At 71.4% G+C, this 25,245-nt stretch carries 22 protein-coding genes, 1 tRNA gene and 1 riboswitch; of the genes, 21 read left to right on the top strand and 2 right to left on the bottom strand.

Translation table 11 applies throughout. The features are described from left to right. The first annotated feature begins 50 nt into the window (after window positions 1-50). The 19 genes from DA085_RS03200 (at window position 51) to DA085_RS03110 (ending at window position 19,591) form a co-directional block, all read left to right on the top strand. Complete coding sequence (locus DA085_RS03200; protein WP_109471478.1) at window positions 51-1,094, top strand: ABC transporter permease; 1,044 nt, start codon at window positions 51-53, stop codon at window positions 1,092-1,094. Further along, entirely contained in the window at window positions 1,094-2,860 is a 1,767-nt protein-coding gene (locus tag DA085_RS03195) for an ABC transporter ATP-binding protein (RefSeq protein ID WP_109471477.1), read from the top strand. Before DA085_RS03200 ends, DA085_RS03195 begins: the two co-directional genes overlap by 1 nt. Window positions 2,861-2,880: 20 nt before the next feature. Beyond that, complete coding sequence (fmt, locus tag DA085_RS03190; RefSeq protein ID WP_109471476.1) at window positions 2,881-3,831, top strand: methionyl-tRNA formyltransferase; 951 nt, start codon at window positions 2,881-2,883, stop codon at window positions 3,829-3,831. Next, a complete protein-coding gene (locus DA085_RS03185) occupies window positions 3,824-5,422 on the top strand; it encodes an RsmB/NOP family class I SAM-dependent RNA methyltransferase (RefSeq protein WP_109471475.1) in 1,599 nt (532 codons plus the stop codon). Before fmt ends, DA085_RS03185 begins: the two co-directional genes overlap by 8 nt. A gap of 41 nt (window positions 5,423-5,463) precedes the next feature. Then, the gene (gene rpe, locus DA085_RS03180) at window positions 5,464-6,123 is read left to right on the top strand and encodes a ribulose-phosphate 3-epimerase (protein WP_109471474.1); all 660 of its coding nucleotides are present in this window, start codon (window positions 5,464-5,466) and stop codon (window positions 6,121-6,123) included. A 69-nt stretch (window positions 6,124-6,192) separates the two neighbouring features. Next, a riboswitch (FMN riboswitch) is annotated at window positions 6,193-6,321 on the top strand. A gap of 150 nt (window positions 6,322-6,471) precedes the next feature. Further along, window positions 6,472-7,179, top strand: coding sequence for a nicotinamide mononucleotide transporter family protein (locus DA085_RS03175; RefSeq protein WP_109471473.1), 708 nt, complete (start codon window positions 6,472-6,474; stop codon window positions 7,177-7,179). A 53-nt stretch (window positions 7,180-7,232) separates the two neighbouring features. Next, window positions 7,233-7,664 carry a PH domain-containing protein gene (locus DA085_RS21485; protein WP_237565273.1) on the top strand — a complete coding sequence of 144 codons (432 nt, stop codon included), beginning with the start codon at window positions 7,233-7,235 and terminating at the stop codon, window positions 7,662-7,664. Window positions 7,665-7,784: 120 nt separating this feature from the next. Further along, window positions 7,785-9,680, top strand: coding sequence for an ABC transporter ATP-binding protein (locus DA085_RS03165; protein WP_237565272.1), 1,896 nt, complete (start codon window positions 7,785-7,787; stop codon window positions 9,678-9,680). Continuing rightward, entirely contained in the window at window positions 9,677-11,515 is a 1,839-nt protein-coding gene (locus tag DA085_RS03160) for an ABC transporter ATP-binding protein (protein WP_109471472.1), read from the top strand. Before DA085_RS03165 ends, DA085_RS03160 begins: the two co-directional genes overlap by 4 nt. Window positions 11,516-11,611: 96 nt before the next feature. Then, a complete protein-coding gene (locus tag DA085_RS03155) occupies window positions 11,612-12,175 on the top strand; it encodes a Trp biosynthesis-associated membrane protein (protein WP_109471471.1) in 564 nt (187 codons plus the stop codon). A gap of 46 nt (window positions 12,176-12,221) precedes the next feature. After that, window positions 12,222-12,428 carry an HGxxPAAW family protein gene (locus tag DA085_RS03150; RefSeq protein WP_109471470.1) on the top strand — a complete coding sequence of 69 codons (207 nt, stop codon included), beginning with the start codon at window positions 12,222-12,224 and terminating at the stop codon, window positions 12,426-12,428. 108 nt (window positions 12,429-12,536) lie between these two features. Beyond that, on the top strand, window positions 12,537-13,352 hold the full coding sequence (trpC, locus tag DA085_RS03145; RefSeq protein ID WP_109471469.1) for an indole-3-glycerol phosphate synthase TrpC: 816 nt from the start codon (window positions 12,537-12,539) through the stop codon (window positions 13,350-13,352). After that, window positions 13,349-14,620 (top strand): tryptophan synthase subunit beta, encoded by a 1,272-nt coding sequence (gene trpB, locus DA085_RS03140; protein ID WP_109471468.1) that lies wholly within the window; start codon window positions 13,349-13,351, stop codon window positions 14,618-14,620. Before trpC ends, trpB begins: the two co-directional genes overlap by 4 nt. After that, window positions 14,617-15,414 (top strand): tryptophan synthase subunit alpha, encoded by a 798-nt coding sequence (gene trpA, locus DA085_RS03135; RefSeq protein WP_109471467.1) that lies wholly within the window; start codon window positions 14,617-14,619, stop codon window positions 15,412-15,414. Before trpB ends, trpA begins: the two co-directional genes overlap by 4 nt. Before the next feature lie 50 nt (window positions 15,415-15,464). After that, on the top strand, window positions 15,465-16,001 hold the full coding sequence (locus DA085_RS03130; protein WP_109471466.1) for a MauE/DoxX family redox-associated membrane protein: 537 nt from the start codon (window positions 15,465-15,467) through the stop codon (window positions 15,999-16,001). Next, entirely contained in the window at window positions 16,001-16,741 is a 741-nt protein-coding gene (locus DA085_RS03125) for a DsbA family protein (protein WP_109471465.1), read from the top strand. The genes DA085_RS03130 and DA085_RS03125 overlap by 1 nt, the downstream gene beginning before the upstream one ends. A 156-nt stretch (window positions 16,742-16,897) precedes the next feature. Next, complete coding sequence (gene pyk, locus DA085_RS03120; RefSeq protein WP_109471464.1) at window positions 16,898-18,355, top strand: pyruvate kinase; 1,458 nt, start codon at window positions 16,898-16,900, stop codon at window positions 18,353-18,355. Between the two features lie 391 nt (window positions 18,356-18,746). Next, window positions 18,747-18,832: transfer RNA gene (locus tag DA085_RS03115), tRNA-Leu, on the top strand. Between the two features lie 195 nt (window positions 18,833-19,027). Next, a complete protein-coding gene (locus tag DA085_RS03110; protein ID WP_237565288.1) occupies window positions 19,028-19,591 on the top strand; it encodes an ANTAR domain-containing response regulator in 564 nt (187 codons plus the stop codon). A 166-nt stretch (window positions 19,592-19,757) separates the two neighbouring features. Here the strand turns inward: DA085_RS03110 and DA085_RS03105 are convergent, their stop codons facing one another. Then, on the bottom strand, window positions 19,758-20,579 hold the full coding sequence (locus DA085_RS03105) for a DUF554 domain-containing protein (protein WP_109471462.1): 822 nt from the start codon (window positions 20,577-20,579) through the stop codon (window positions 19,758-19,760). A 71-nt stretch (window positions 20,580-20,650) separates the two neighbouring features. Further along, entirely contained in the window at window positions 20,651-21,064 is a 414-nt protein-coding gene (locus DA085_RS03100; protein WP_109471461.1) for a PaaI family thioesterase, read from the bottom strand. Window positions 21,065-21,083: 19 nt separating this feature from the next. Here DA085_RS03100 and polA point away from each other — a divergent pair, with 19 nt between their 5' ends. After that, window positions 21,084-23,756: a DNA polymerase I gene (gene polA / locus DA085_RS03095; RefSeq protein ID WP_109471460.1), complete on the top strand. Its 2,673-nt coding sequence runs from the start codon at window positions 21,084-21,086 to the stop codon at window positions 23,754-23,756. Between the two features lie 102 nt (window positions 23,757-23,858). Then, window positions 23,859-25,238, top strand: coding sequence for a branched-chain amino acid ABC transporter permease (locus DA085_RS03090; RefSeq protein ID WP_237565271.1), 1,380 nt, complete (start codon window positions 23,859-23,861; stop codon window positions 25,236-25,238). Window positions 25,239-25,245 lie beyond the last annotated feature (7 nt).

Below are 25,245 nucleotides of genomic sequence, written 5' to 3'. Positions count from 1 at the left end.
GTGGATGACCGTATGCAGCCGATCCACCTCGACTCCACCCGGAGGACGCCATGAGTGACAACGACAAGCCCGAGCTCCCCGGGAGCGGCCGGGAGCACCTCTCCCCGATCCCGGAGCAGCACGACCCCGGTGCACCCCAGCACCGCGAGTTCGTCACCACCGACGAGCTGTCGGTGGAGAAGCAGATCGACCTGTCGCAGAAGTCCTACTCCCAGGGCGAGCTGATCCGGCGTCGCTTCTTCCGGCACAAGGGGGCCATGATCTCCCTCGCGTTCCTGCTGTTCATCACCATCATGGCGATCACCTCGATCGGCTGGGGCCCGATCCCGGGATGGTGGCCCAAGAACTACTGGGAGGCATCGTTCGTCGAGAACGGCGGGCGGCCGAGCCTCGGGTTCTTCCCACCGGCCTGGGGTGAGCAGCCGTTCGGTCAGGAGGACGCGGGCAAGGACTACTTCGCCCTCACCATGCGCGGGACGCAGCGGTCACTGACGATCGCGTTCACCGTGGGCATCCTGACCACGATCCTCGGCACCGCCATCGGTGCCATCGCCGGCTACTTCCGCGGGTGGGTCGAGTCCGTCCTGATGCGGGTCACAGACCTGTTCATCGTCATCCCGCTGCTGGTGCTGGCCGCGGTGCTGGGGCAGCGCAGCGGTGGAGGCATCTGGCCGCTGGCGATCATGCTCAGCCTGGTGTCCTGGACCGGACTGGCCCGGCTGGTGCGCGGTGAGGTCCTCTCCCTGCGTGAGCGTGAGTTCGTCACGGCAGCAGAAGCCGTCGGGACCTCACCCTGGCGGATCATCTTCAAGCACATCCTGCCCAACACCATGGGCACCATCATCGTGAGCGCGACGCTGACGATCGCCTCGGTCATCCTGCTGGAGAGCGCGCTGAGCTTCCTGGGCTTCGGTGTGCGTCCCCCCGACACCTCGCTGGGTCTGCTCATCTCGACCTACCAGAACAGCTTCACGGTGCGGCCGTGGCTCTTCTGGTGGCCGGGCCTGATCATCCTGGGTATCGCGCTGTCCGTGAACTTCCTCGGTGACGGCCTCCGTGACGCCTTCGACCCCCGCCAGAGCAGGAGTGAGTGATGACCGTGACCACTGACAAGACCTCAGGTGCCGTGCTCGACTTCTCCGATGTCGACGTCCGGTTCACGACCGAGTTCGGCTCGGTCCACGCCGTCAAGGGCGTCTCGCTGCACGTCAACCCCGGCGAGGTCGTCGCCCTGGTCGGTGAGTCCGGCTCCGGCAAGTCCGTCACGTCGATGACCGCGATGCGGCTGCTGCCCAGCAACGCCCGGGTGGGTGGCGAGATCACCGTCAACGGGCGCGGCATCCGGACCCTCTCCGAGGGCGCGATGCGGCGGCTGCGCGGCAACGACATCGCGATGGTGTTCCAGGAGCCGATGACCGCGCTCAACCCCGTGCTCACCATCGGCACCCAGCTGACCGAGGCCCTCGAGCTGCACGGCATCGCCTCGGGCAAGCGCGCCGTGGACCGGGCGATCGAGCTGCTCGACATGGTCGGGATCCCCGAGCCCGCGCGGCGCATCAAGCAGTATCCCCACGAGCTCTCCGGTGGCCAGCGACAGCGTGTCGTGATCGCGATCGCGATCAGCTGCGACCCCAAGGTCATCATCGCGGACGAGCCGACGACCGCGCTGGACGTCACCGTCCAGGCGGACATCCTCGACCTGCTCCGCTCGCTCAAGGAGAAGCTCAACACCGGCATCCTGCTCATCACGCACAACATGGGTGTGGTGGCGGACATGGCCGACCGGGTGGCCGTGATGTTCAAGGGGGACCTCGTCGAGACGGGCACGGCCGACGAGGTGCTGCTCAACCCGCAGCACGAGTACACCAAGATGCTGCTCTCCTCGGTGCCCCGCCTCGGGGCCGGCCGGGCGCAGATGGGCGTCAACATCAGCGAGGACACGATCGACCGGGACGCCGAGCTGGCGATCGACCTGGAGAACCTCGTCATCGAGTACCACCGACTCGGTAAGCCACCGTTCCGGGCCGTGGACGACGTGAGCTTCCAGGTGCGTCAGGGTGAGATCGTCGGTCTGGTCGGCGAGTCCGGCTCGGGCAAGTCGACCATCGGGCGGTGCGCCCTGGGCCTGATCCCGGCGGCAGGCGGGTCGTTCCGGCTGCTCGGGCAGGACATCACCGGGATGAAGCGCAGGCAGCTCAAGGCGATCCGGCGGCGGATCGGCGTGATCTTCCAGGACCCGGCCGCCTCCCTGAACCCGAGGCTGCCGATCGGCGAGTGCATCAGCGAGCCGATGGTCGTGCACAAGGTGGGCAACCGCAAGGAGCAGGAGCAGAAGGTCTACGAGCTGCTGGATGCCGTGGAGCTGCCCCGTGAGGTCTACAACCGCTACCCGCACGAGGTCTCGGGTGGCCAGCGCCAGCGGATCTCCATCGCCCGGGCGCTGACCCTGGACCCCGAGCTGCTGGTGGCTGACGAGCCCACGTCGGCCCTGGACGTGTCGGTGCAGGCCAAGGTGCTCAACATCTTCAGCGACCTCCAGGCGCGCTACAAGTTCGCCTGTCTGTTCATCAGCCATGACCTGGCGGTCATCGACCTGCTGGCCCACCAGGTGGTCGTGCTCCAGAACGGCAAGGTCGTGGAGGCAGGTCCGCGCGAGCAGGTGCTCGCCAACCCGCAGGAGGAGTACACCCAGCGGCTGCTCGCGGCCGCGCCCGTCCCGCACCCCGGCGAGCAGCGCGAGCGCCGTGAGCAGCGCCACGCGCTCCTGCGCGAGCTGGGTGACGAGGTCTCGGAGATCCGGGCGAGCGGCGGTGAGTTCCACCGCACGTTTGTCCAGACGGAGGAGCCCAAGGACCTCTGACCGAAGGAACGGGTAGTCAGGTGCGGCTGGTCTTTGCAGGAACTCCCGAGCCGGCGGCGGTCTCGCTGCGGGCTCTGCTCGCCTCTCGCCACGAGGTCGTCGCCGTGGTGACGCGTCCCGACGCGCGGGCCGGCCGTGGCCGGGGGCTGGTGCAGTCCCCGGTGCGGCAGCTCGCCGAGGAGGCGGGGATCGAGGTGCTCACGCCCGGGTCGGCCCGCGACCCGGGCTTCCGGGCACGCCTGGTCGAGCTGGCGCCTGACGCCTGCCCGGTCGTGGCCTATGGCGCGCTCATCCCGCGGGAGGTGCTGTCGGTCCCGCGTCTCGGGTGGGTCAACCTGCACTTCTCGCTGCTGCCCGCCTGGCGGGGCGCTGCCCCGGTGCAGCGCGCCCTGATGGCCGGTGACGAGATGACGGGCGCGAGCACCTTCCTGCTCGAGGAGGGTCTGGACACCGGGCCCGTCCTGGGCACGCTGACCGAGCCGATCCATCCCGGTGACACCTCGGGTGACCTGCTCGAGCGGCTCGCCGAGGCCGGCGCGGGGCTCCTCGTGGCCACGCTCGACGGGCTGGAGGAGGGTGCCCTGACGCCCGTGGCGCAGCCGGAGGAGGGGGTCTCCCACGCTCCGAAGCTGACGGTCGAGGAGGCCCGGATCGACTGGTCCCGTCCCGCGTATGCCGTGGACCGCCAGATCCGTGGGTGCACCCCCGCACCCGGCGCGTGGACCACGTTCCGCGGCGAGCGGCTCAAGGTGCAGCCACTGGCGCGGGAGCAGGCGGGCGAGGCGGAGGCGGCCGCGCCCCCGGCCCTGGCGCCGGGAGAGCTGCGGGTCGGGCGGCGCGCCGTGCTGGTCGGGACGGGGAGCAGCCCGGTGCAGCTGGGCACCGTGCAGCCCCACGGCAAGAAGGCCATGCCCGCCGCCGACTGGGCGCGCGGGGTCCGGATCGAGACAGCGGAGGTCCTCGGTGGCTGAGCACGACGGCCCAGAGCGCGGGGGTCAGGACGGTGGGCGCAGGAGCGGTGGAGACGGGCGCCGCGGCAGCAGCCCCCACGGAGGTGGTGGCCGGACACCAGGTGGCCGCGGCGGCAGGAGCGGTGACCACCGACGCAGCGGTCCCCGGAAGCGCTCGGCGCAGGCACCGGCACAGCGGGCGCGTCGGGGTGACCCCGCGCGGGACGCCGCGTTCGAGGTCATGCGGGCCGTGGCCGATGGTGGCTATGCGAACCTCCTGCTGCCCAGAGTGCTCCGGGCGGCCCGGTTGCACGGGCGGGACGCCGGCTTCGCGACCGAGCTGACCTACGGCACCCTGCGGATGCAGGGCCTCTACGACGCGGTGGTGGACTCCGCGGTCGACCCGCCCGGACGAGCCATCGACCCGGCCGTCCGGGACATCCTGCGGCTGGGGGCCCACCAGCTCCTCGCGATGCGGGTGCCGGACCACGCCGCGGTCAGCGCGACCGTGGCCCTCGCCCGGCAGCACGTCGGTGCGGGGGCGGGAGGCTTCGTCAACGCGGTCCTGCGCCGGGTCTCCGAGCGCTCCCGCGACGAGTGGCTGGACCGGGTGGCAGGCCAGACCACGGACACCGTGGAGCGGCTCGCGGTCGTGCACTCCCACCCCGCGTGGGTCATCCGGGCCCTGCGGGCGGCCCTCATCGGCCACGGCGCCAGCACCGCCGACTCCGTGGACGGCGACCTCGCCGACCTGCTCACCGCCCACAACACGCCCGCCCCGCCGACCCTCGTGGCCCGTCCGGGTCTGGGGGCCGAGGTGGAGCTGGAGGAGGCCGGGGCGGTGCCCGACGACACGGCGCCGACCGCCTGGACGATGCCGGGTGGCGACCCCGGTGACCTCGCCGCGGTGCGCGCCGGGCGGGCGGCCGTCCAGGACGCGGGCTCCCAGCTGCTGGCCCTCGCCCTCGCCGCGGCTCCGGTGGACCACCCCACGCGGTCGGACGCGGAGGAGGAGTGGCTCGACCTCTGCGCCGGTCCGGGCGGCAAGGCGGGCCTGCTCGCCGCCCTCGCCGCGCAGCGCGGGGCGAGGCTGCGTGCCAACGAGCTCCAGCCACACCGCGCCGACCTGGTCCGCAACACCCTGGCGGCCATCCGGCATACCCATCCCGGGGTGGTCGAGGTGACCGTCGGGGACGGCCGCGAGGTGGGTGAGACCGATCCCGAGCACTTTGACCGCGTCCTGGTCGACGCGCCGTGCACCGGTCTGGGAGCGCTCCGTCGCCGGCCCGAGGCACGCTGGCGACGGACCCCGCGCGACCTGGCAGAGCTCGGGCCGTTGCAACGGGACCTGCTGGCCGCGGCGATCGGTGCGACCCGACCCGGGGGAGTGGTGCTCTACTCGACGTGCTCCCCGCACCTGGCGGAGACCGAGTTCGTGGTCAAGGACGTGCTCAAGGCGTTCCCGGGCGTGGAGGCCGAGGACGTCCGTCCGCTGCTGCGGGACCGCGCCGGGGAGCCGCTCGCCCGCACTGGTCCCGGACCGTGGGCCCAGCTGTGGCCGCACGTGCACGGGACGGACGCGATGTTCCTCGCGCTGCTCCGGGTCGGCTGACCACACACCGGGCCGGGTGACCGCGCCGGTAGGCTGCTCGCGTGCTTCAGATCAGCCCCAGCATCCTGTCCGCGGACTTCGCCAACCTCGAGTCGGAGCTGGCCCGCATCTCCGACGCCGACTGGGCCCACGTCGACGTCATGGACGGACACTTCGTGCCCAACCTCACGATCGGCCTGCCGGTGGTCGAGGCGCTCCGGGCGGTCAGCCCCGTCCCACTCGACTGCCACCTCATGATCGAGGACCCGGACCGCTGGGCACCGCAGTACGCCGAGGCGGGCGGCTCGTCGGTGACCTTCCACATCGAGGCGGCGAAGGACCCGGTGGCGACGGCGAGAGCGATCCGCGCAGCCGGGGCACGGGCCGCGTTCGCCCTGAAGCCCGGAACGCCGTTCGCGCCGTATGCCGACCTGCTGGCGGAGGTCGACATGGTGCTGGTGATGACCGTCGAACCCGGCTTCGGCGGGCAGTCCTTCATGACCGACCAGATGCCGAAGGTCCAGCAGGTGCGGGAGGCGGTGCGCCGGCACGGCGGTGAGATCTGGATCCAGGTCGACGGCGGGGTGTCCGAGCGCACGATCGGGCAGTGCGTCGAGGCGGGGGCCGACGTCTTCGTGGCGGGCTCGGCCGTGTTCGGCGCGGACGACGCCGGTCAGCAGGTCGCCACCCTCCGGGCGCTGGCGCAGCAGCACGCCCACTGACCTCGGCCCCCTTGCCCGACCCCGGGGGCCGGAGGAGACCGCGGTCCTGTGGCAGAATAGGCGCGATTGAACGTGCTCCGGGGTCGGTGTAATTCCGAACCGGCGGTGATAGTCCGCGACCCGGCCGCAGCCAGCGGCCGGCTGACCTGGTGAAACTCCGGGACCGACGGTGAAAGTCCGGATGGGAGGCAGCACGCGAGGCACCCGGCACCTGTCGGCGGGCCCGGTCACCGGCCATCCCGGCCGGAGCCGCCCCACCCGACCCGCCCACGGTCTCGACGAACTCCTCCACTGCACCCCGTCACGAATGGCTGACGGGGCCCTCCCGTCCTGACCCGAAGGACAGCAGTGGACATCTGGAACGACCTCTTCGGCGCGACGCTCACCGTCGCGGGCCACGACATCCTCTGGCGCGAGGTGATCGGCAACGGCTTCGGGCTGCTCTCGGCGTTCGCCGGGCTGCGCCGGCGCGTGTGGGCGTGGCCGGTCGGCATCCTCGGCAACGTGCTCCTGTTCACCGTCTTCATGGGCGTCTGGTTCTCCACCCCCCAGGAGCACAGCCTGCTCGGTCAGGCCTCCCGGCAGGTCTTCTTCATCATCACCTCGGTCTACGGGTGGTGGCGGTGGAACCAGTCCCGCAGGACCCGGGCAGCCGGCGAGCCGGCCATCACCCCGCGCTGGGCGAGCGCCCGCGAGCGCGTGGTCTACCTGTTGGCGGCGATCGTCGGCATCGTCGCGGTCCAGTGGGTCTTCGTCCAGGTCGGTGTCGGGTGGGAGGCCCCGCGCTGGTACTACTGGACCGACGCCTGGATCTTCGTCGGGTCCATCCTGGCCACCTACGCGATGGCCCGCGGCTGGACCGACTTCTGGCTGGTGTGGATCGCGGTCGACCTTGTCGGGGTGCCGCTGCTGTGGCACGGCGGCTACTACCCGTCGGCGGTCATGTTCCTGGTCTACGGCGCCCTCGTCATCTGGGGGTTCTTCGTCTGGATGCGCGCCGCCCGTGAGGAGCGCCCCGAGCCGGTGGCCGCGCCGGTGCCGAGCCGTTCCGTCTAGGGGCGGTCGACGGGTCGTCCGGCCGGGTCGGCTGGTGGCCTAGGCTTGGCCAGGTGAGCGACAGGGACCCGTATGCCGTGTTCCGGCCCCGGCGCGGCGCTCTCGTCGCGCGGTTGTCGGCGCTGGCGGTGCTCGCGGTGTTCGGTGGGCTGGCCCTCGTGGCACCGGGTGGCTGGGGTCTGCCCGACCGGGTCCTCACCGGTCTGTTCGCCGTGCTCGTGGCCGCCGGTCTCTGGCGGTTCGGCATGGTGCGCGCCGTCCCCACGGCCGCGGGGCTCAGGGTGGTCAACCTCGTCTACGGGCGCGAGCTGGAGTGGGCCGAGATCCTGCGCGTCAACACCTTCACGGGGGGCAGCCCCTGGGTGGTGCTCGAGCTCTCGGACACCGACGACCTGGCGGTCATGGGCATCCAGCGCGCCGACGGCGAGTTCGGCCGGCGCGAGGCCGCCCGACTGGCGGCACTCGTGCAGCACCACAGCACCTGACAGCCGGGTGGCCGACCGAAAACCGATTCGGAACCACCAACCAGTCGTGCGATGATGGCGGGTGCGCCGCCGGGTGGGTCCGTTCGGCGCACCTCCCGCCTGCCGAAGGAGCCGTCCGACGTGACCTCTGCGACCCGACCGGTCGAACGCCCCCGCCCCTCGCCGGCGATCCTGCGACAGGGGTTGCGTGTCATCTGGACGGGCATCCGCCAGCAGAAGAAGATCTTCTCGATCGCCGTGGTCGGTTCCGCGCTCTGGGCCCTCGCGACCGTCGCCACGGCCTGGGCGATCGGCTACGTCGTCGAGACCGAGGTGACGCCCGCGGTGCAGAGCGGGGAGGTCACCAGCGGCGGGCTCTGGATGATCTTCCTCGTGCTGTTCGCGGTCCTCCTGGTCAACATGACCGGTGTGGTGGTGCGGCGGGTCGCCGCATCGATCGCCGGCTTCAACCTGCAAGCGCTGTACCGGCGACGGGTCACCCGCCAGTACCTCCGCCTCCCGCTGAGCTGGCACCACGCCCACCCCTCGGGACAGCTGCTCTCCAACGCGCACGCCGACATCGAGGCGGCCTGGCAGATCTTCAACCCACTGCCCATGGCGATCGGTGTCATCGTCATGCTGCTCATCGGCGGCACCCAGATGGTCCTCGTGGACCCGTTCCTGGCCCTCATCGGCTTCCTGGTCTTCCCCGGCCTGTTCGCGGCCAACATGGTCTTCCAACGGTTCATGTCCCCGCGCATCACCAAGGCGCAGCAGCTGCGGGCCGAGGTCGCGGAGGTGGCGCACGAGTCGTTCGAGGCCGGGATGCTGGTCAAGGCGATGGGGCGCGAGCAGGAGGAGACGGACCGGTTCGGCGCGGTCACGAACGACCTGCGCGACTCCCTCATCCAGGTGGGGCGCACCCGCGGCGTCTTCGAGCCGGTGATCGAGGCGATCCCGGTGCTGGGGACCCTGGCCGTGCTCGCCGTCGGCACCGCCCGGGTCGCCTCCGGTGACCTGACGGCCGCTGACGTCGTCGAGATCGCCTACCTCTTCTCGATCCTCGCCTTCCCGGTCCGCGCCCTCGGTTGGGTGCTGGCCGAGATCCCGCGGTCGCTGGTCGGCTACCGGCGCGTCGACTCGGTGCTGCAGGCACGCGGGTCGATGGACTACGGCGAGGGCCGGCTGCCCCGTGACGGGGCGGCCCGCGCCCGCGCAGAGCAGGTCTCATATGCCTACGCCGAGCCGGCCGAGCGCGCGGTCCTGGGCGCCGACCACCCCGCCGAGCCGGTCACGGCGCCGGTGGGACCGCAGCGGGCGATGGCCATCCGCGACGTCACCCTGGAGGTGCCTGCGGGTCGCACGATCGCCCTCGTCGGCCCGACGGGGTCCGGCAAGTCGACGCTGACCAGCCTGGTGCTGCGGCTCATGGACCCCGACTCGGGCACGGTGACCATGGACGAGATCGACCTGCGCAGCGTCCGCAAGGGCGAGGTCCCCGAGGTGGGGACGCTGGTCGCCCAGCAGACCTTCATGTTCGACGACCCGGTCCGCGACAACGTCACCCTGGGTGAGGACCTGCCGGACGAGGTGGTGTGGGAGGCACTGCGCACCGCCCGTGCCGACGGCTTCGTCAGCGCTATGCCGGGCGCGCTCGACTCGGTCATCGGGGAGCGGGGTGGCAATCTCTCCGGTGGTCAGCGTCAGCGGATCGCCCTGGCGCGCGCCATCGTCCGCAGGCCGCGGCTGCTGGTGCTGGACGACGCGACCAGCGCCGTGGACCCGGCGATCGAGCAGGCGATCCTCGGTGGCCTGCGCGAGACCAGCGACGGCATGACCGTGCTGGTCGTCGCCTACCGGATGGCGACCATCCAGCTGGCCGACCACATCGTCTACCTCGAGCAGGGGCGGGTGGTCGACCAGGGCACCCACGAGGAGCTGGCTGCGCGCTGCCAGGGGTACGGCGACCTGGTCAACGCCTACGCCAGGGAGGCCGCGGAACGTGCCGCGGTCGCGGCCGACGAGGAGAAGTCATGACCACGACGACCCGCCCGGCCCCCGACGACGAGCACGAGGAGGAGCGCACAGCGGACAGCAGCGAGATCGGCGGCAGTCACGACCTGAGCACCTGGGCCACCCTCAGACGCGGCCTGGAGCTCTCACCCGAGCTGGTCCGGGGCCTGTGGATCACGGTCCTGCTCGCGCTCTTCGCGACCATCGGCAAGGTCCTCACCCCCTTCGTGGTGCAGCAGGCCACGGACAACGGCATCCTGGCCGAGGGCGGTCCGGACGTCGACTTCGTGGTGACGGCCGTCCTCATCGCCGCCGGCGCCATCGTGTTCACCGGCTTCGCGCAGTATGTCGTGAACGTGCGGCTGTTCCGCGCGGCCGAGTCCGGGCTGGCCACCCTGCGGCTCACCGCGTTCCGACACATCCACGACCTCTCGGTCCTCACCCAGAGCACGGAGCGCCGCGGCGCCCTGGTCGCCCGGGTGACCAACGACGTCGACACGATCTCGATGTTCGTCCAGTTCGGCGGGATCATGCTGCTGGTCTCCACCGCGCAGATGCTGGTGGCCACGATCCTCATGGTCGTCTACAGCCCGGTCCTGGCCGGTGTGGTGTATGTCTGTGTCATCCCCCTGGTCGTCCTGATCAGCAGGTTCCAGCCCATGCTCGGCCGCGCCTACGGCGCCGTCCGGGTGCGCGTCGGGGAGCTGCTCGGGGCGGTCTCGGAGTCGATCGTCGGAGCCGTGACCATCCGCGCCTACGGGGTCGAGGGGCGGACCGAGGAGCGGGTGGACGCCGCGATCGAGAACCACCGCGTCGCCGCCGTCCGCGCGCAGATCCGCTCCGTCATCGCCTTCGTCTCCGGCCAGGCGTTCGGCGGTGTGACCACCGCCATCGTGCTGGTCGTCGGCACCGTGCTGGCCGCGGACGACCGGATGACCCTCGGTCAGCTGCTGGCCTTCCTCTTCCTCGTCAACCTGTTCACCCAGCCGGTGCAGCAGGCCACGGAGATCTTCAACGAGCTGCAGAACGCCGTCGCGGGCTGGCGCCGGGTGATCGGTGTCATCGACACGCCCGCCGACGTCTCGGACCCCGGCGCCGACGGGGTGCGGCTGCCGCGGGGGCCCATCACGGTCGAGTTCGAGGACGTCGCCTTCTCCTACCCCGGTGGGGACCGTGTGCTGAGGGACGTCAACCTCACCTTCGACCCGACCACGCGGATCGCGGTCGTGGGGGAGACGGGGTCGGGCAAGACCACGCTGGCCAAGCTGCTGACCCGGCTGATGGACCCGAGCGAGGGCCGCGTCCTGATCGACGGTGTCGACCTGCGGGACGTCGCCTTCGACTCGCTGCGCCGACGCATCGTCATGGTGCCGCAGGAGGGCTTCCTGTTCGACCAGTCCCTGATGGAGAACATCCGCTTCGGCCGACCGGAGGCCGCCGACGAGGACATCGAGCTCGCGATGACCGAGCTCGGCCTGGACGCGTGGCTCTCCGGGCTCCCGCTCGGACTGGCGACCCAGGTCGGACAGCGCGGTGAGTCGCTGTCGGCCGGGGAGCGCCAGCTCGTGGCGATCGCGCGGGCCTACCTGGCGGACCCGGACCTGCTGGTCCTGGACGAGGCCACCAGTGCGGTCGACCCCGCCACCGAGGTGCGGATCCAGCGGGCGCTGGAGGGGCTGACGCGGGGCCGGACCTCGGTGGCGATCGCGCACCGCCTGTCCACCGCCGAGGCCGCCGACGTCGTCGTGGTCGTCGACAAGGGCCACATCGTCGCTGTCGGACCGCACCACGAGCTGGTGGGTGCCGGGGGCGTCTACACGCGGATGCACGCCTCCTGGTCGGCCCAGCAGCACGCCTGAGCCCGGGCGGGGCATGATGGTCGTGATGAAGGCACACCTGGAGGAGAGCCCGCGCCCGGACGCGACGGTCGAGGAGCGGGGCATGAGGGAGCGGGCATGAGGCGGTGGTGGCTCTGGGCCGCTCTGGGGGCCGCCCTGCTGCTCGTCAGCTCGCAGCAGACGTGGGTGACCGGGACGGTGCAGGACCCGGTGCTGGGCGCCTCTGTCGTGGAGGCCAGCGGCACGCAGGCCGGCAGCACCCTCACCGCCGGTGCCCTGCTGGCAGGGGCCGCCCTGCTGGCGGGCCTCGTCGGCTCCCGCCCGGTCCGGCTGGCCGCGGGCATCTGCCTGGCGGGTGGCGCCGTCCTGGCCGGGCTGCCTGCCCTCCGCTCGCTGTCCTCCCCCCAGGCCGTCGCCCGAGCCGTCGCCGCTGATCGTCCCGGGGCGGCCGGCCAGTCCATCCGCATCGACGACGCTGCCGCGACGCTCGGCCCCTGGGTCGGCCTGCTCGCGGCCCTGTTGGTCCTGGCCGGCGCCGTGCTCTGTCTCCTGTGGTGGGTGCGCGCGCCGCGACCCGCCACCGGAGCGGAGCCGACAGGCGGCGCCCCACGGCGGTCGACGCGCCCGCGCGATCCGTGGGACGACCTGACACACGGGCAGGACCCGACCGTTGAGGACTAACTGGCACAATGGCCCCGAGCCCTACCGACCTGACACAGGAGTGAGCATGAACGAGCCCGGACACGGAAACAGCGTGGCGGCCTGGACCGGGGTGATCCTGCTGCTGCTTGCCACGACACTGTTGTCCGTCGGCGTGTTCTTCGCCTGGAGCTGGGCCACCTGGAGCGGCGTGGCCGTGGCCGTCATCGGCATCGGGGCATGGTGGGGACTGCACGCCGCCGGCTACGACGAGGAGCACTGGGAGAACCGCTGAGCCGGCGCCCCGGGTGTCTGTAGGGCCTCGTCACCGGCGCGACCGGTGGTGACCGACGCCACCCGCCCCTGCGGCGGACGCCCTGCTCAGCCCGGTTAGGCTGGTGCGGTGTCCACTGTCCTCGATCAGATCATCAGCGGTGTCCGTGAGGACCTGACCGCTCGGCGTGATGCCCTCCCGCTGGACCGGCTGCGGAAGTCGGCGGAAGCCACACCGCCGGCCCGTGACGCCCTCGCTGCGCTCAGCGCGCCCGGGGGAGTGCACCTGATCGCTGAGGTGAAGCGGGCCAGCCCGTCCAAGGGTGCCCTCGCCGACATCCCCGACCCCGCCGAGCTGGCGGTGGCGTATGCCGAGGGCGGGGCGAGTGCGATCAGTGTCCTGACCGAGCAGCGCAGGTTCGGTGGCAGCCTGGCCGACCTCGACGCGGTGCGGTCCGCGGTGGAGGTCCCCGTCCTGCGCAAGGACTTCGTGGTCGACCCCTACCAGGTCTGGGAGGCGCGGGCCCACGGCGCCGACCTGGTGCTCCTCATGGCCTCGGCCCTGGGGCAGCAGGACCTGGTGTCCCTGCTGGGCCTGGTGGAGGACCTGGGCATGCACGCCCTGCTCGAGGCTCACGACGAGGAGGAGCTGCAGCGCTGCCTGGAGGCCGGTGGCCGGATCATCGGGGTCAACGCACGCAACCTGAAGACCCTCGAGGTTGACCCGCAGACCGTCACGTGGCTGCTCCCCTCGGTGCCCGACCACGTCGTCGGTGTCGCCGAGTCCGGTGTCACCGGACCGGAGAGCGTGCGCGACTACGTCGCCGCCGGTGCCCGGGTCGTGCTCGTCGGGGAGGCGCTGGTGACCGGCGCGGACCCGCGGACCGCGGTCCGGGAACTCCTGGCGGCGGGTGGGCGTCGAGTGGATGTGGAGGCGACACCATGACCGAGCACCGTGAACAGCCCGAAGGGCTCGGACGCTTCGGCGACTTCGGTGGACGCTTCGTGCCAGAGGCGCTGATCGCGGCCCTGGACGAGCTGGACGCCGCCCGGACCGAGGCGTCGACCGACCCGACGTTCACCCAGGAGCTGGCCCGGCTGCACCGCGACTACACCGGCCGGCCGACGCCGTTGACCGAGGTGCCCCGGTTTGCCGAGCACGCCGGCGGGGCGCGGGTCTTCCTCAAGCGCGAGGACCTCACGCACACGGGGTCGCACAAGATCAACAACGTCCTCGGCCAGGCCCTGCTGACCGTGCGGATGGGCAAGCGGCGCGTGATCGCCGAGACCGGTGCCGGTCAGCACGGTGTGGCGACGGCGACCGCAGCGGCCCTGATGGGCCTGGACTGCACCGTCTACATGGGCGAGAAGGACACCCGCCGCCAGGCGCTCAACGTGGCGCGGATGCGGTTGCTCGGGGCAGAGGTGGTGCCGGTCAGTCACGGCAGCGCCACCCTCAAGGACGCCATCAACGAGGCGCTGCGGGACTGGGTGACCAACGTCGAGGACACCCACTACCTGCTCGGCACCGTCACCGGGCCCCACCCGTTCCCCACCATGGTGCGCGACTTCCACCGGGTCATCGGCGACGAGGCGCACGACCAGCTGCGCCAGGTCACCGGCGGGCTCCCGGACATCGTCTGCGCGTGTGTCGGCGGTGGTTCCAACGCGATGGGGATCTTCCAGCGGTTCCGCGAGGAGCCCTCGGTGCGCCTGGTCGGCTTCGAGGCCGGCGGCGAGGGCATCGAGAGCGGCCGTCACTCCGCCCGGTTCAGCACAGGCCAGCCCGGCGTCCTGCACGGCGCCGCAACCTACGTCCTCCAGGACGAGGACGGGCAGACGCTTGACTCGCACTCGGTCTCCGCCGGGCTCGACTACCCGTCCGTGGGGCCGGAGCACGCCTACCTGCGGGACACGGGCCGCGCCGAGTACCACCCGGTCAGCGACGACGAGGCGATGGAGGCCTTCGCGCTGCTGTCGCGGACCGAGGGTATCCTGCCGGCCATCGAGTCCGCACACGCCCTCGCCGGTGCCCTGCGGCTGGGCCGCGAGTCCGGTCCGGGCACGGTCATCCTGGTGAACCTGTCCGGTCGCGGCGACAAGGACGTCGAGACCGCCGCCTCCTGGTTCGGCCTGACGGGCGAGGACGCGGCGGCCGCTGACGAGCACCCGGCCAGCCAGACCCACCCACCCACCGAGGGGATTGAGTCGTGAGCGCTCTGGACCGTGTGTTCCGCACCTGCCGGGACGAGCAGCGGGCGGCGCTGGTCGCCTACCTGGCCGCCGGTTTCCCCGACAACGCCACGTCCCGGGAGGCCATGGCAGCGCTGGCCGCCTCCGGGGCCGACATCGTCGAGGTGGGCGTGCCCTACACGGACCCGTTGATGGACGGTCCGGTGATCCAGGACGCGGCCGACCGCGCACTGGCCGGCGGCTTCCGGGTGCGTGACCTCCTCGGCAACGTCGAGGCGGTGGCCTCCGCGGGGGCCGTGCCCGTGGTGATGAGCTACTGGAACCCGATCCTGCGTTACGGCCCGGACGCCTTCGCCCGGGATCTCGCCGCGGCCGGTGGTGCCGGGTTGATCACACCCGACCTGATCCCCGACGAGGCAGCTGCGTGGCGGGCCGCCGCAGAGGCGCGCGGCGTGGCTCCGATCTTCCTGGTGGCGCCGAGCTCCACGGACGCGCGCCTGGCGATGACCGCCGAGGCCACCCGCGGCTTCATCTACGCGGCCTCGACGATGGGCGTCACCGGCGCCCGGACGAGCGTCGGCGCCGGTGCGCGCGAGCTGGTCGAGCGGACGCGCGCCGTGAGCGACCTGCCGGTCTGCGTCGGGCTCGGCGTGTCCACACGGGAGCAGGCGGCCGAGGTGGCCTCCTTCGCGGACGGCGTCATCGTCGGGTCCGCGCTCGTGCGCGCCCTGGGGGAGGGGACCGCGGACGGCAGGGGCCTGGCGCCGCTGCAGGCACTCACGGCCGAGCTGGCCGAGGGGGTCCGCCAGCGATGACACGGTCGGGCCCGGAGCCCGGTGCCGGGCGACATGAGCACGGGGTTGCCATGACCAGGGGGCGCTGGGCCGATCTGCTGGGTCTGGTCTGCCGGCTCGCCCTCGGCGGGGTGCTCCTCGTGGCCGGGCTGCTCAAGGTCGGGGACCCCACCGGCTCCATCCAGTCGGTCGTGGCCTACCGACTGTTCGACTACCGGGTCTCCGAGATGATCGGGCTGATGCTCCCTGTGGTCGAGATCGCCCTGGGGCTGCTGCTGATCGTGGGGCTGCTGACCCGCTGGAGCGCGGCCGTGGGAGCGGTCCTGATGCTGGTCTTCATCGCGGGCATCGCCTCCGCCTGGGCGCGCGGCCTGTCGATCGACTGTGGCTGCTTCGGCACGGGGGGTCCGGTGGACCCCTCGGACACGGCCTACCTCACCGAGATCCTGCGCGACGCCGCCCTGTTCGCGGCGGGCGCGTGGCTGGTCGTCCGGCCACGCTCGCTGCTGGCCGTCGACACCGTCCTGTTCCGACGACCCCCCGCCGCCGGGTCGGCGGCCCCCGAGTCCCGGCATACCGCACCCTCCGTCCCGAAAGGCGCCTCCTGATGCCCCGTCCGCCCGCCCCTGTGCCACCACCGCCCCGGAGCGGTCCGCCCGTCGCCCTCATCGGCGGTGTCGTGGCCCTGGCGGTCGTCCTCGTCGCGGTCGTCGTCTACGTCGTGCTGCGACCGGACCCGGTCGGCACCGGCGACAACGCGTCGATCACGGGCAGCGGGAGCTCGCCCAGCGCCCTCCGGGACGCCGGTGGCATCCGCGTGGGTGACGCCGGCGACGACGTGCCCGCGGTGCACATCTACGAGGACTTCCAGTGCCCCTGGTGCGGGCTCCTGGAGGAGGTGTCCGGCGAGGCGTTCACCGAGGCGGCCCTCGCGGGCGACATCCAGCTGACCTACACCCTGATGTCCTTCCTGGACGGCAACCTCGGCAACGACTCCTCGCTACGGGCTGCCAACGCCGCGATGTGCGCGGACGAGCAGGGGGCTTTCGTCGACTACCACGCGACAGTGTTCGCCGGCCAGCCCCCGAACGAGGGCGACGGCTGGACGGACGAGCAGCTGACCGGCTTCGCGGAGGACGCCGGTGTCGAGGACATCGAGGCGTTCACGGCCTGCGTGGAGGCCGGCACGCACAACGACTACGTCACGGACATGCAGACCCGGTCCAACCAGGAGGGTGTCTCCGGCAGCCCGCGTGTCTTCATCGACGGCGAGGAGCTGAGCAACGAGCAGATGCAGGCGCTGATGAGCGACCCGACGGCGCTCACCGGCATCCTCGCCGGGCGCTGAGCCAGCCACGACGTCTGCGCTGGGCGGCCTGGCCCGTGGCATCCTCGCCAGGCGCTGACCGGCGTCCGGTGGTCGGGGAGCCCTGCGCACACGCCGGTTCGCGTGACGGCGAGGGGTGGCGCACCGGACGCGTGGTCAACGCCTAGGCTGGTGCCCATGCGCCGCGCCAAGATCGTCTGCACCCTGGGACCAGCCACCGAGAGCTACGAGGAGATCCGGGCGCTGGTCGGCGCCGGGATGGATGTCGCCCGGATGAACATGTCCCACGGCACCCACGAGGACCACGACCGTCGCTACCACCTGGTGCGTCAGGCAGGTGACGAGATGGAGCACGCGGTGGCGGTCCTGGCCGACCTGCAGGGCCCCAAGATCCGCACCGGCACCTTCGCCCACGGCCCGGTGGAGCTGGTCGCCGGCGAGACCTTCACCATCACCACCCGCGACGTCCCAGGTGACAAGGACGTCGTGGGCACCACCTACGACGGCCTGGCCGGTGACGTGCAGGTGGGCGACGAGCTGCTCATCGACGACGGCAAGATCCAGCTCACCGTCACCCAGGTCACCGATACCGACGTGGTGACCACCGTCGTCATCGGCGGCGAGGTCTCCAACCACAAGGGCATCAACCTGCCCGGCACGGCCGTGTCGGTGCCCGCCCTCAGCGAGAAGGACGCCGAGGACCTGCGCTGGGCCCTGCGGACCCGCGTGGACGTCATCGCCCTGTCGTTCGTCCGCAGCGGCAAGGACGTCGAGGACGTCCACCGCATCATGAACGAGGAGGGCGTCCGGCTCCCGGTGATCGCCAAGATCGAGAAGCCGCAGGCGGTCGAGAACCTCGTCGACATCATCGCCGCCTTCGACGGCATCATGGTGGCCCGCGGCGACCTCGGGGTCGAGCTCCCGCTCGAGGAGGTCCCGCTCGTCCAGAAGCGGGCCATCGAGATCGCGCGACGCAACGCCAAGCCGGTCATCGTGGCCACGCAGGTCCTGGAGTCGATGATCACCAACCCGCGACCCACCCGAGCCGAGGCCAGCGACTGTGCCAACGCCGTCCTCGACGGCGCCGACGCCATCATGCTCTCCGGCGAGACGAGCATCGGCGCCTGGCCGATCAAGGCGGTGGAGACGATGGCGACGATCATCGCGAACACCGAGGAACACGGCATGGAGCGGATCGTTCCGCTGGGCACCAAGCCGCGGACCACCGGTGGCGCCGTCACCAAGGCCGCGGCCGAGATCGCCGAGCTCCTCGACATCCGGTTCATGGTCACCTTCACCCAGACCGGTGACTCGGCCCGCAGGATGGCCCGGCTGCGCAGCACGACCCCCGTGCTGGCGTTCACGCCGGAGCCCGCGACCCGCTCCCAGCTGGCCCTCACCTGGGGGGTGGAGACGTTCCTCAGCCCCTTCGTGGAGCACACCGACGAGATGGTGCTGCAGGTGGACGAGCTGCTCCTCGACCAGAACCGCTGCAGTGAGGGCGAGCTCATCGTCATCGTGGCCGGCTCGCCGCCCGGGACGCCGGGGTCCACCAACGCCCTACGCCTGCACCGCGTGGGCGACGCGGTGCACGGTCGGGCCCCCGCCTATGCACGCCTGCTGAACCGGGACTGAGTCGCCCCGCGGCGTGCCGCCGACCGGAGGCGGGCGGCACCGTCCGGGGCCGGGCACGGTCCGGAGCCCATCACCCTACGGAGCCCGTCACCGTACGGAGCCCTCCCCCTATGGAGCCCGTCACCCTACGGAGCCGGGCACCATACGCACTGGCAGTTCGCGCAGGTTGCCTACCCGTGCCGGTGCGCAGACGTCGCTGACCTGCACCGATGCGGCGACCACCGCACACGGGTCTGCGAACTGCCAGCCGTTGTGGCGATCCGGGTGCCTGATCCGGGTGCCCACCGAAGGAGCCCTCGCCCGCCGGAGCGGCGTGCGCTTCACGTGACCACCGTGTCCGCCACCGGCCAGGTACGGGCCCGGTCGGCCGGTATGCTGTTCCGGTCGCCCTGCCGGGGTGGTGGAATGGCAGACACGGAGCACTCAAAATGCTCTGCTCGAAAGGGCGTGCGGGTTCGAGTCCCGCTCCCGGCACCAGATCGCCCGCGTTCCGTCGTGACGGGACGCGGTGCGGCCGGTCAGCCGCGACCCAGGGAGACGGGTTAGTCTGCCCTTGTGACAACGTCTGAGCGCCCCGTCCCGCGCCCGCCGAAGCAGTCGGATCCGGACCCGTCGACCCCCGAGCACGACGAGCAGGAGACCCAGGAATCTGCCGCGGCTGCCGCCGTCCGCATCCTGGTGGCCGAGGACGAGGCACTCATCCGCCTCGACCTCGCGGAGATGCTCGAGGAGGCCGGCTACGACGTCGTCGGGCAGGCCGCCGACGGCGAGCAGGCCATCGAGCTGGCACGCGAGCTCAGGCCGGACCTGGTCGTGATGGACGTCAAGATGCCTGGCATGGACGGCATCAGCGCTGCCGAGGTGCTGGGTCGTGACGGGATCGCGCCGGTCGTCATGCTCACCGCCTTCAGCGACCGCGCCCTGGTGGAGCGCGCCCGCGACGCGGGGGTGATGGCCTACGTCGTCAAGCCGTTCACCGCCAACGACGTGCTGCCGGCAATCGACATCGCACGGTCCCGGTGGCAGGAGCGCCAGGCCCTGGAGTCAGAGGTGGCCGACCTGGCCGAGCGCTTCGAGACGCGCAAGCGGCTGGACCGGGCCAAGGGTCTGCTGCAGCAGCAGCTCAAGCTGACCGAGGCGGAGTCGTTCCGGTGGATCCAGAAGGCGGCGATGGACCGTCGCCTGTCGATGCGTGAGGTGGCCGACGCGGTCATCTCCGGGATGCCCGCCAAGTAGCCCTTCGCTCCCGCGCTGCCCCCACCGGTGACGGGCGTCGAGCCCCCCTCGGCTCCCGCGCTGCCCCCTCCGCTGACGGGCGTCGAGCCCCCTCGGCCGGCGAGGGGCGCCGGACCGGCGGTCCCCCAGATGGGGCGCTACCCTCAGGTGAGGACGCCGACGACCCTCAGGTGAGGGCGCCGACCAGCCAGGTCAGCACGGGAGCTACGGCGAGGGCAGGCAGCAGGTCACCCACCGGCACGTCGCGGATCCGCAACAGGCGCAGGGCGATCCCGATCAGTAGCAGTCCGCCGACGACTGTGAGGGCCGCGATGTGGGCGTCGGGCACCAGCGACCCCAACAGGACCCCGACGAGGGTCAGCGCGCCCTGCACGACCGCGACCGACACCGCCGAGAAGGCGACACCGACGCCGAACGAGGACGCGAAGGCCAGGGCGGCGAACCCGTCCAGGACGGACTTCAGCGCGAGCTCGTCGATGCCCCGACCCAGGCCGTCGTTCAGTGAGCCGAGAATGGTCAGGGGCCCGACGCAGAACAACAGGGACGCGGTGAGCCAGCCCTCGATGAACCGCTCCCGCGCCGAGACGTGGTCGGGCGTCCACTGCCCACCGTCGACCGCGTCGTCGGGCTCCTCCGGAGGCGTGGCGAGGGCGGCCGGAGTGTGTCCGGCGACGGCCCGCTGGATGACCCCGGCCAGCGACTCCACCCGCTGCTCGACCCGCAGCACCGAGCCGATGATCCCACCGAGCAACATCGCTCCCAGGACGATCATCACGGGGGCGCCGGGTCCGACATACTCCTGCAGCGCGGGGGAGGAGACCTCGAGGAGGGACACGACGGCCATCAGCACCACGACCAGTCCGAGGCAGTCGGTGACCACCGACCGGGTGTGCTCGGAGAGGCGGTGCCCGAAGGCCATGCCGAGCACCGATCCCACCAGGATGGTCAGGATGTTGAGGGCGGTGCCGGCGCCGGGAAAGAGGTCCACGGACGGAGCGTATGCCGCCACACCGGTGAGTGGGCCGGCTGGGTTCGGTGCGGGTCGCCGAAGGGCCTGGTTCAGCTGCCGGGCGGCCGGTCCCGCACCTGGCAGGTGAGCCGGGCCGTCGCGACCCGCTGGCCCGCCTCGTCGGTGATGACGATCTCGTAGGCCGCGACGGACCGGCCCAGGCTCAGGGGTGTGGCGACGCCGGTGACGTGGCCCTCGCGCACGGCCCGGTGGTGGGTGATGTTGAGGTCGACGCCGACGGCGATGCGGCCGTCGCCCGCGTGGTGGGCTGAGCCGACCGAGCCGAGGGTCTCGGCCAGGACGGCCGAGGCGCCGCCGTGCAGCAGCCCGTAGGGCTGGGTGTTGCCCCGCACGGGCATCCGCCCCACGACGCGCTGGGGGGCGGCCTCGAGGATCTCGATCTCCATCCGGTCCAGGAGGGTGTCGACCGCCGGATCGGGTCGGAGTCGATCAGTGTCAGTCATGGGACCTAGGGTGTCATGCGTGAGTCGACTGCTGCTGCTGGACGGACATTCCCTTGCCTACCGTGCGTTCTTCGCGCTCCCGGTGGAGAACTTCTCGACCAGCACGGGGCAGCACACCAACGCGGTCTTCGGGTTCACCTCGATGCTCATCAACGTGATGCGCGACGAGGCCCCCACGCACGTCGCCGTCGCCTTCGACGTGTCCCGGCAGACCTTCCGGAGCGCTGACTACGCCGAGTACAAGGCAGGCAGGTCGGTGACGCCGTCGGAGTTCCAGGGGCAGATCCCGATCATTCGCGAGGTCCTGGACGCGTTGCGGATCCCCTACCTGGCGCTCGAGGGCTTCGAGGCCGACGACATCCTGGCGACGCTGACCACCCGTGCCCGCGAGGAGGGCATGGAGGTGCTCATCTGCTCCGGTGACCGCGATGCCTACCAGCTGGTCGGCGACAAGGTCACGGTGCTCTACCCCCGCAAGGGAGTCTCCGACCTCGTCCGAATGACGCCGGCCGCGGTCGTGGAGAAGTACGGCGTGGGCCCGGAGCTGTACTCCGACCTCGCGGCCCTCGTGGGCGAGTCCTCCGACAACCTGCCGGGAGTCCCCGGGGTCGGCCCGAAGACCGCCGCGAAGTGGATCACGCAGTACGGCGGTCTCTCCGGGATCATCGACAACGCCGACCAGATCACCGGCAAGGCCGGGCAGTCGCTGCGGGACAACCTCGACGGGGTCCTGCGCAACCGTCGCCTCAACCAGCTGGTCGGTGACCTCGAGCTGTCCCTCGACCTGCCGGACCTCGAGCGACGCGTCTGGGACCGCGAGGAGATCCACACCGTCTTCGACCGGCTCGAGTTCCGGGTGCTGCGTGACCGGCTCTTCGACTACCTCGACCCGGTGGAGGACGAGGCCGAGGAGGGCATCGAGGTCGAGGGTGCCCGGATCGACCCGGCGGAGCTGCCCGGATGGCTCGCGGAGCACGCTCCCGCCGGCACGCGCACGGGGGTGCACGTCACGGGCACCTGGGCCCGAGGCGCCGGTGACGCGACGAGCGTGACTCTCGCCACCGCCGAGGTCGCCGGCTACGTCACCCTCGGTGAGCTCGACGAGGCGGCGGAGACGGCACTCGCCACCTGGTTGGCCGACCCCGACGTCCCCAAGGTGCTGCACGACGCCAAGGGGCCGCTGCACGCCCTGGAGTCCCGCGGACTGCCACTGTCCGGCCTGGTGAGCGACACCGCCCTGGCCGCCTACCTCGTACGTCCGGACCAGCGCTCCTACGACCTGGCCGACCTGGTGCTGCGCTACCTCAAGCGCGAGCTGCGGGCCGAGGACCCGGCACCCGACCAGGGGCTGCTCGAGCTGGACCTGGGCGAGGACGACGCCGTCGTCCAGTCCGCTCTCGTGCACGCGCGGGCGGTGCTCGACCTGGCCGCGGTGCTCGACGGCGAGATCGCCGACGTGCAGGGCGCCGAGCTCCTGCGGGACATCGAGCTGCCCCTCGTCGGTGTCCTGGGCCGCATGGAGCAGGTGGGGATCGCCGTCGACCTGGCTGCCCTGGAGCGGCTGGAGGCCGAGTTCGGTGACGCGATGGCGCAGGCGCAGCAGCAGGCCTGGGACGCCATCGAGGACGACTCCGTCAACCTGGGGTCGCCCAAGCAGCTGCAGACCGTGCTCTTCGAGAAGCTCGCCCTGCCCAAGACCCGTCGCACCAAGACCGGCTACACCACCGACGCCGACGCCCTGGCGGGTCTCTACGCCCAGACCGAGCACCCGTTCCTGGAGGCACTGCTCCGGCACCGCGACAAGACACGGCTGCGCATCACCGCCGAGGGGCTCATCAAGTCCGTGGCCGACGACGGGCGCATCCACACGACCTACCAGCAGACGATCGCCGCGACGGGGCGGTTGAGCTCCACCGACCCCAACCTGCAGAACATCCCCATCCGGACCGAGGAGGGGCGGCGCATCCGGGAGGCGTTCGTGGTCGGGGCGGGCTATGACGAGCTGCTGTCCGCCGACTACAGCCAGATCGAGATGCGGATCATGGCGCACCTGTCCGGTGACGAGGGCCTGATCGAGGCGTTCCGCACCGGGGAGGACCTGCACCGGTTCGTCGGCTCCCGGGTGTTCGACGTCGATCCCTCCGACGTCACCGCCGAGATGCGCTCCAAGGTCAAGGCCATGAGCTATGGCCTGGCCTATGGACTGTCGGCCTTCGGGCTCTCCAAGCAGCTGGGTATCTCCACCGGTGAGGCCAGCGGCTTGATGGAGGAGTACTTCGCCCGGTTCGGTGGCGTCCGCGACTACCTGCGGGACGTCGTGGCAGAGGCGCGGGGCACGGGCTTCACCGAGACGATGCTGGGCCGGCGACGCTATCTGCCGGACCTCAACTCCGACAACCGGCAGCGACGTGAGATGGCGGAGCGGATGGCGCTCAACGCCCCGATCCAGGGCTCGGCCGCCGACATCATCAAGGTCGCGATGCTGCGGGTGGAGCAGGCTCTGCGCAACGAGGGGCTGGCCGCCCGGATGCTGCTGCAGGTCCACGACGAGCTGGTCCTGGAGGTGCCCTCGAGTGAGAGGGCTGTGGTCGAGGAGCTCGTGCGCCGGGAGATGGGCGCCGCGATCGAGCTGGCCGTTCCGCTCGACGTCAGCCTCGGTTGGGGACGCAGCTGGCACGACGCGGCACACTGAGGACGCCCCGAGAGGTCACACTTCGGACACGTCTGCCGTGACAGGGCACGTGGAAGGTCGGTGGTGTGGTTTACTCCCGATCAGCGATCCGAAGGAGGACCCGTGCGCGCCCGCGTTACATCCCTGTTCGCGGCGCTGCTCCTGACCGTGATGCTGGTTCCAGGTGCGGCCGCCGTGGGCGCCAGCCACAGTCCGTCGACAACGGCCGCCACGGTGGCCGTCCCGTCCCAGGGGGACAGCGCCGAGACCACGACCGAGCCCGAGGAGGCCGCGGAGTCACTGCGCGGCAGCATCCGCGGCCCGGACCGCCAGCCGATCCCTGGCCTGACCGTCACAGTCACCCAGGACGGCACCGAGGTCGGCACCGCCACCACCGACGACCGTGGTCAGTGGGAGGTGCCGCTGCCCGGACCGGGCACCTACAGCGCCTCCCTGGACCCTGCGGAGCTGCCCGAGGGTGTGGCACCCAGGACAGAAGGCGGCGAGACCGTCACCGGCGTCATCGTCCGGCCGGGTGCCAACCAGGGCGTGATCTTCCAGCTCGCCGCCTCCGGCGAGGGCGATGACGGCTCGGCGCCGGTTGCCAGTGGCCCCAGCTTCGTCGACCGGTTCCTGCAGCTGACGGTCGAGGGCATCAAGTTCGGTGCGATCATCGCGATCACCGCGGTCGGACTGTCCCTGGTGTTCGGGACGACCCGACTGATCAACTTCGCCCACGGCGAGTTCGTGACGTTCGGGGCGGTGATGGCCTTCTTCCTGTCGGTGAGCCCCCTCAATCTGCCCCTCATCGTGGCGGCGGTCCTGGCCATGGTCCTGACTGCTCTCCTGGCGGGCGTCCTGGACCTGGCCGTCTGGCGCCCCATGCGCCGCCAGAGCGCCGGCCTGATCCAGCAGTTCATCGTCGCCATCGGCCTGGCCCTGGTGATCCGGCACGTGCTGCTGGTGTTCTTTGGCTCCCGACGGCGTGGTTACGACCAGTACAACGTCCAGCAGGCCCTCGACTTCGGCCTGTTCCGGATCACTCCCCGCGACATCGCCGTGACCCTCGTGGCCTTCGCGATCATGGGGCTGGTCGCCTTCATGCTGCAGCGCACCAGGATCGGCAAGGCCATGCGGGCCGTCAACGACAACGAGGACCTCGCCTCCGCCTCCGGCATCAACGTGGAACGGGTCGTCCTCATGGTGTGGGTGCTCGGCGGTGCCCTGGCCGGCCTGGGCGGCGTCATGCTGGGCCTGACCCAGACCGTCTTCACGGACATGGGGTTCCAGCTGCTGCTCCTCATGTTCGCCGCCGTGATCCTCGGTGGCCTGGGCAGTGCCTACGGCGCCATGATCGGGGCCCTGGTGATCGGACTGATCGCGCAGTACTCCACGCTGTGGTTCCCCTCGTCCCTGCAGAACATGTGGGCACTGCTCGTCATGATCCTCGTCCTGCTGTTCCGCCCCCAAGGCATCCTCGGCCGCCGCGAGCGAGTGGGCTGAGGGGAGA

This window comes from Ornithinimicrobium cavernae, from assembly GCF_003121625.1.
GTDB classification, from domain to species: domain Bacteria; phylum Actinomycetota; class Actinomycetes; order Actinomycetales; family Dermatophilaceae; genus Ornithinicoccus; species Ornithinicoccus cavernae.
Note: the sequence above shows the minus strand (reverse complement) of the source record. Positions and strands in the feature narration are given on the sequence as shown.

What these genes read in the sequence shown, in the direction of transcription:
- DA085_RS03125 (WP_109471465.1), top strand. Translation starts at nt 16,001, where the DNA reads ATGCCCCGTCCGCCCGCCCCTGTGCCACCACCGCCCCGGAGCGGTCCG.
- pyk (WP_109471464.1), top strand. Translation starts at nt 16,898, where the DNA reads ATGCGCCGCGCCAAGATCGTCTGCACCCTGGGACCAGCCACCGAGAGC.
- DA085_RS03130 (WP_109471466.1), top strand. Translation starts at nt 15,465, where the DNA reads ATGACCAGGGGGCGCTGGGCCGATCTGCTGGGTCTGGTCTGCCGGCTC.
- DA085_RS03195 (WP_109471477.1), top strand. Translation starts at nt 1,094, where the DNA reads ATGACCGTGACCACTGACAAGACCTCAGGTGCCGTGCTCGACTTCTCC.
- DA085_RS03200 (WP_109471478.1), top strand. Translation starts at nt 51, where the DNA reads ATGAGTGACAACGACAAGCCCGAGCTCCCCGGGAGCGGCCGGGAGCAC.
- DA085_RS03100 (WP_109471461.1), bottom strand. Translation starts at nt 21,064, where the DNA reads ATGACTGACACTGATCGACTCCGACCCGATCCGGCGGTCGACACCCTC.
- trpB (WP_109471468.1), top strand. Translation starts at nt 13,349, where the DNA reads ATGACCGAGCACCGTGAACAGCCCGAAGGGCTCGGACGCTTCGGCGAC.
- DA085_RS03160 (WP_109471472.1), top strand. Translation starts at nt 9,677, where the DNA reads ATGACCACGACGACCCGCCCGGCCCCCGACGACGAGCACGAGGAGGAG.
- DA085_RS03150 (WP_109471470.1), top strand. Translation starts at nt 12,222, where the DNA reads ATGAACGAGCCCGGACACGGAAACAGCGTGGCGGCCTGGACCGGGGTG.
- DA085_RS03155 (WP_109471471.1), top strand. Translation starts at nt 11,612, where the DNA reads ATGAGGCGGTGGTGGCTCTGGGCCGCTCTGGGGGCCGCCCTGCTGCTC.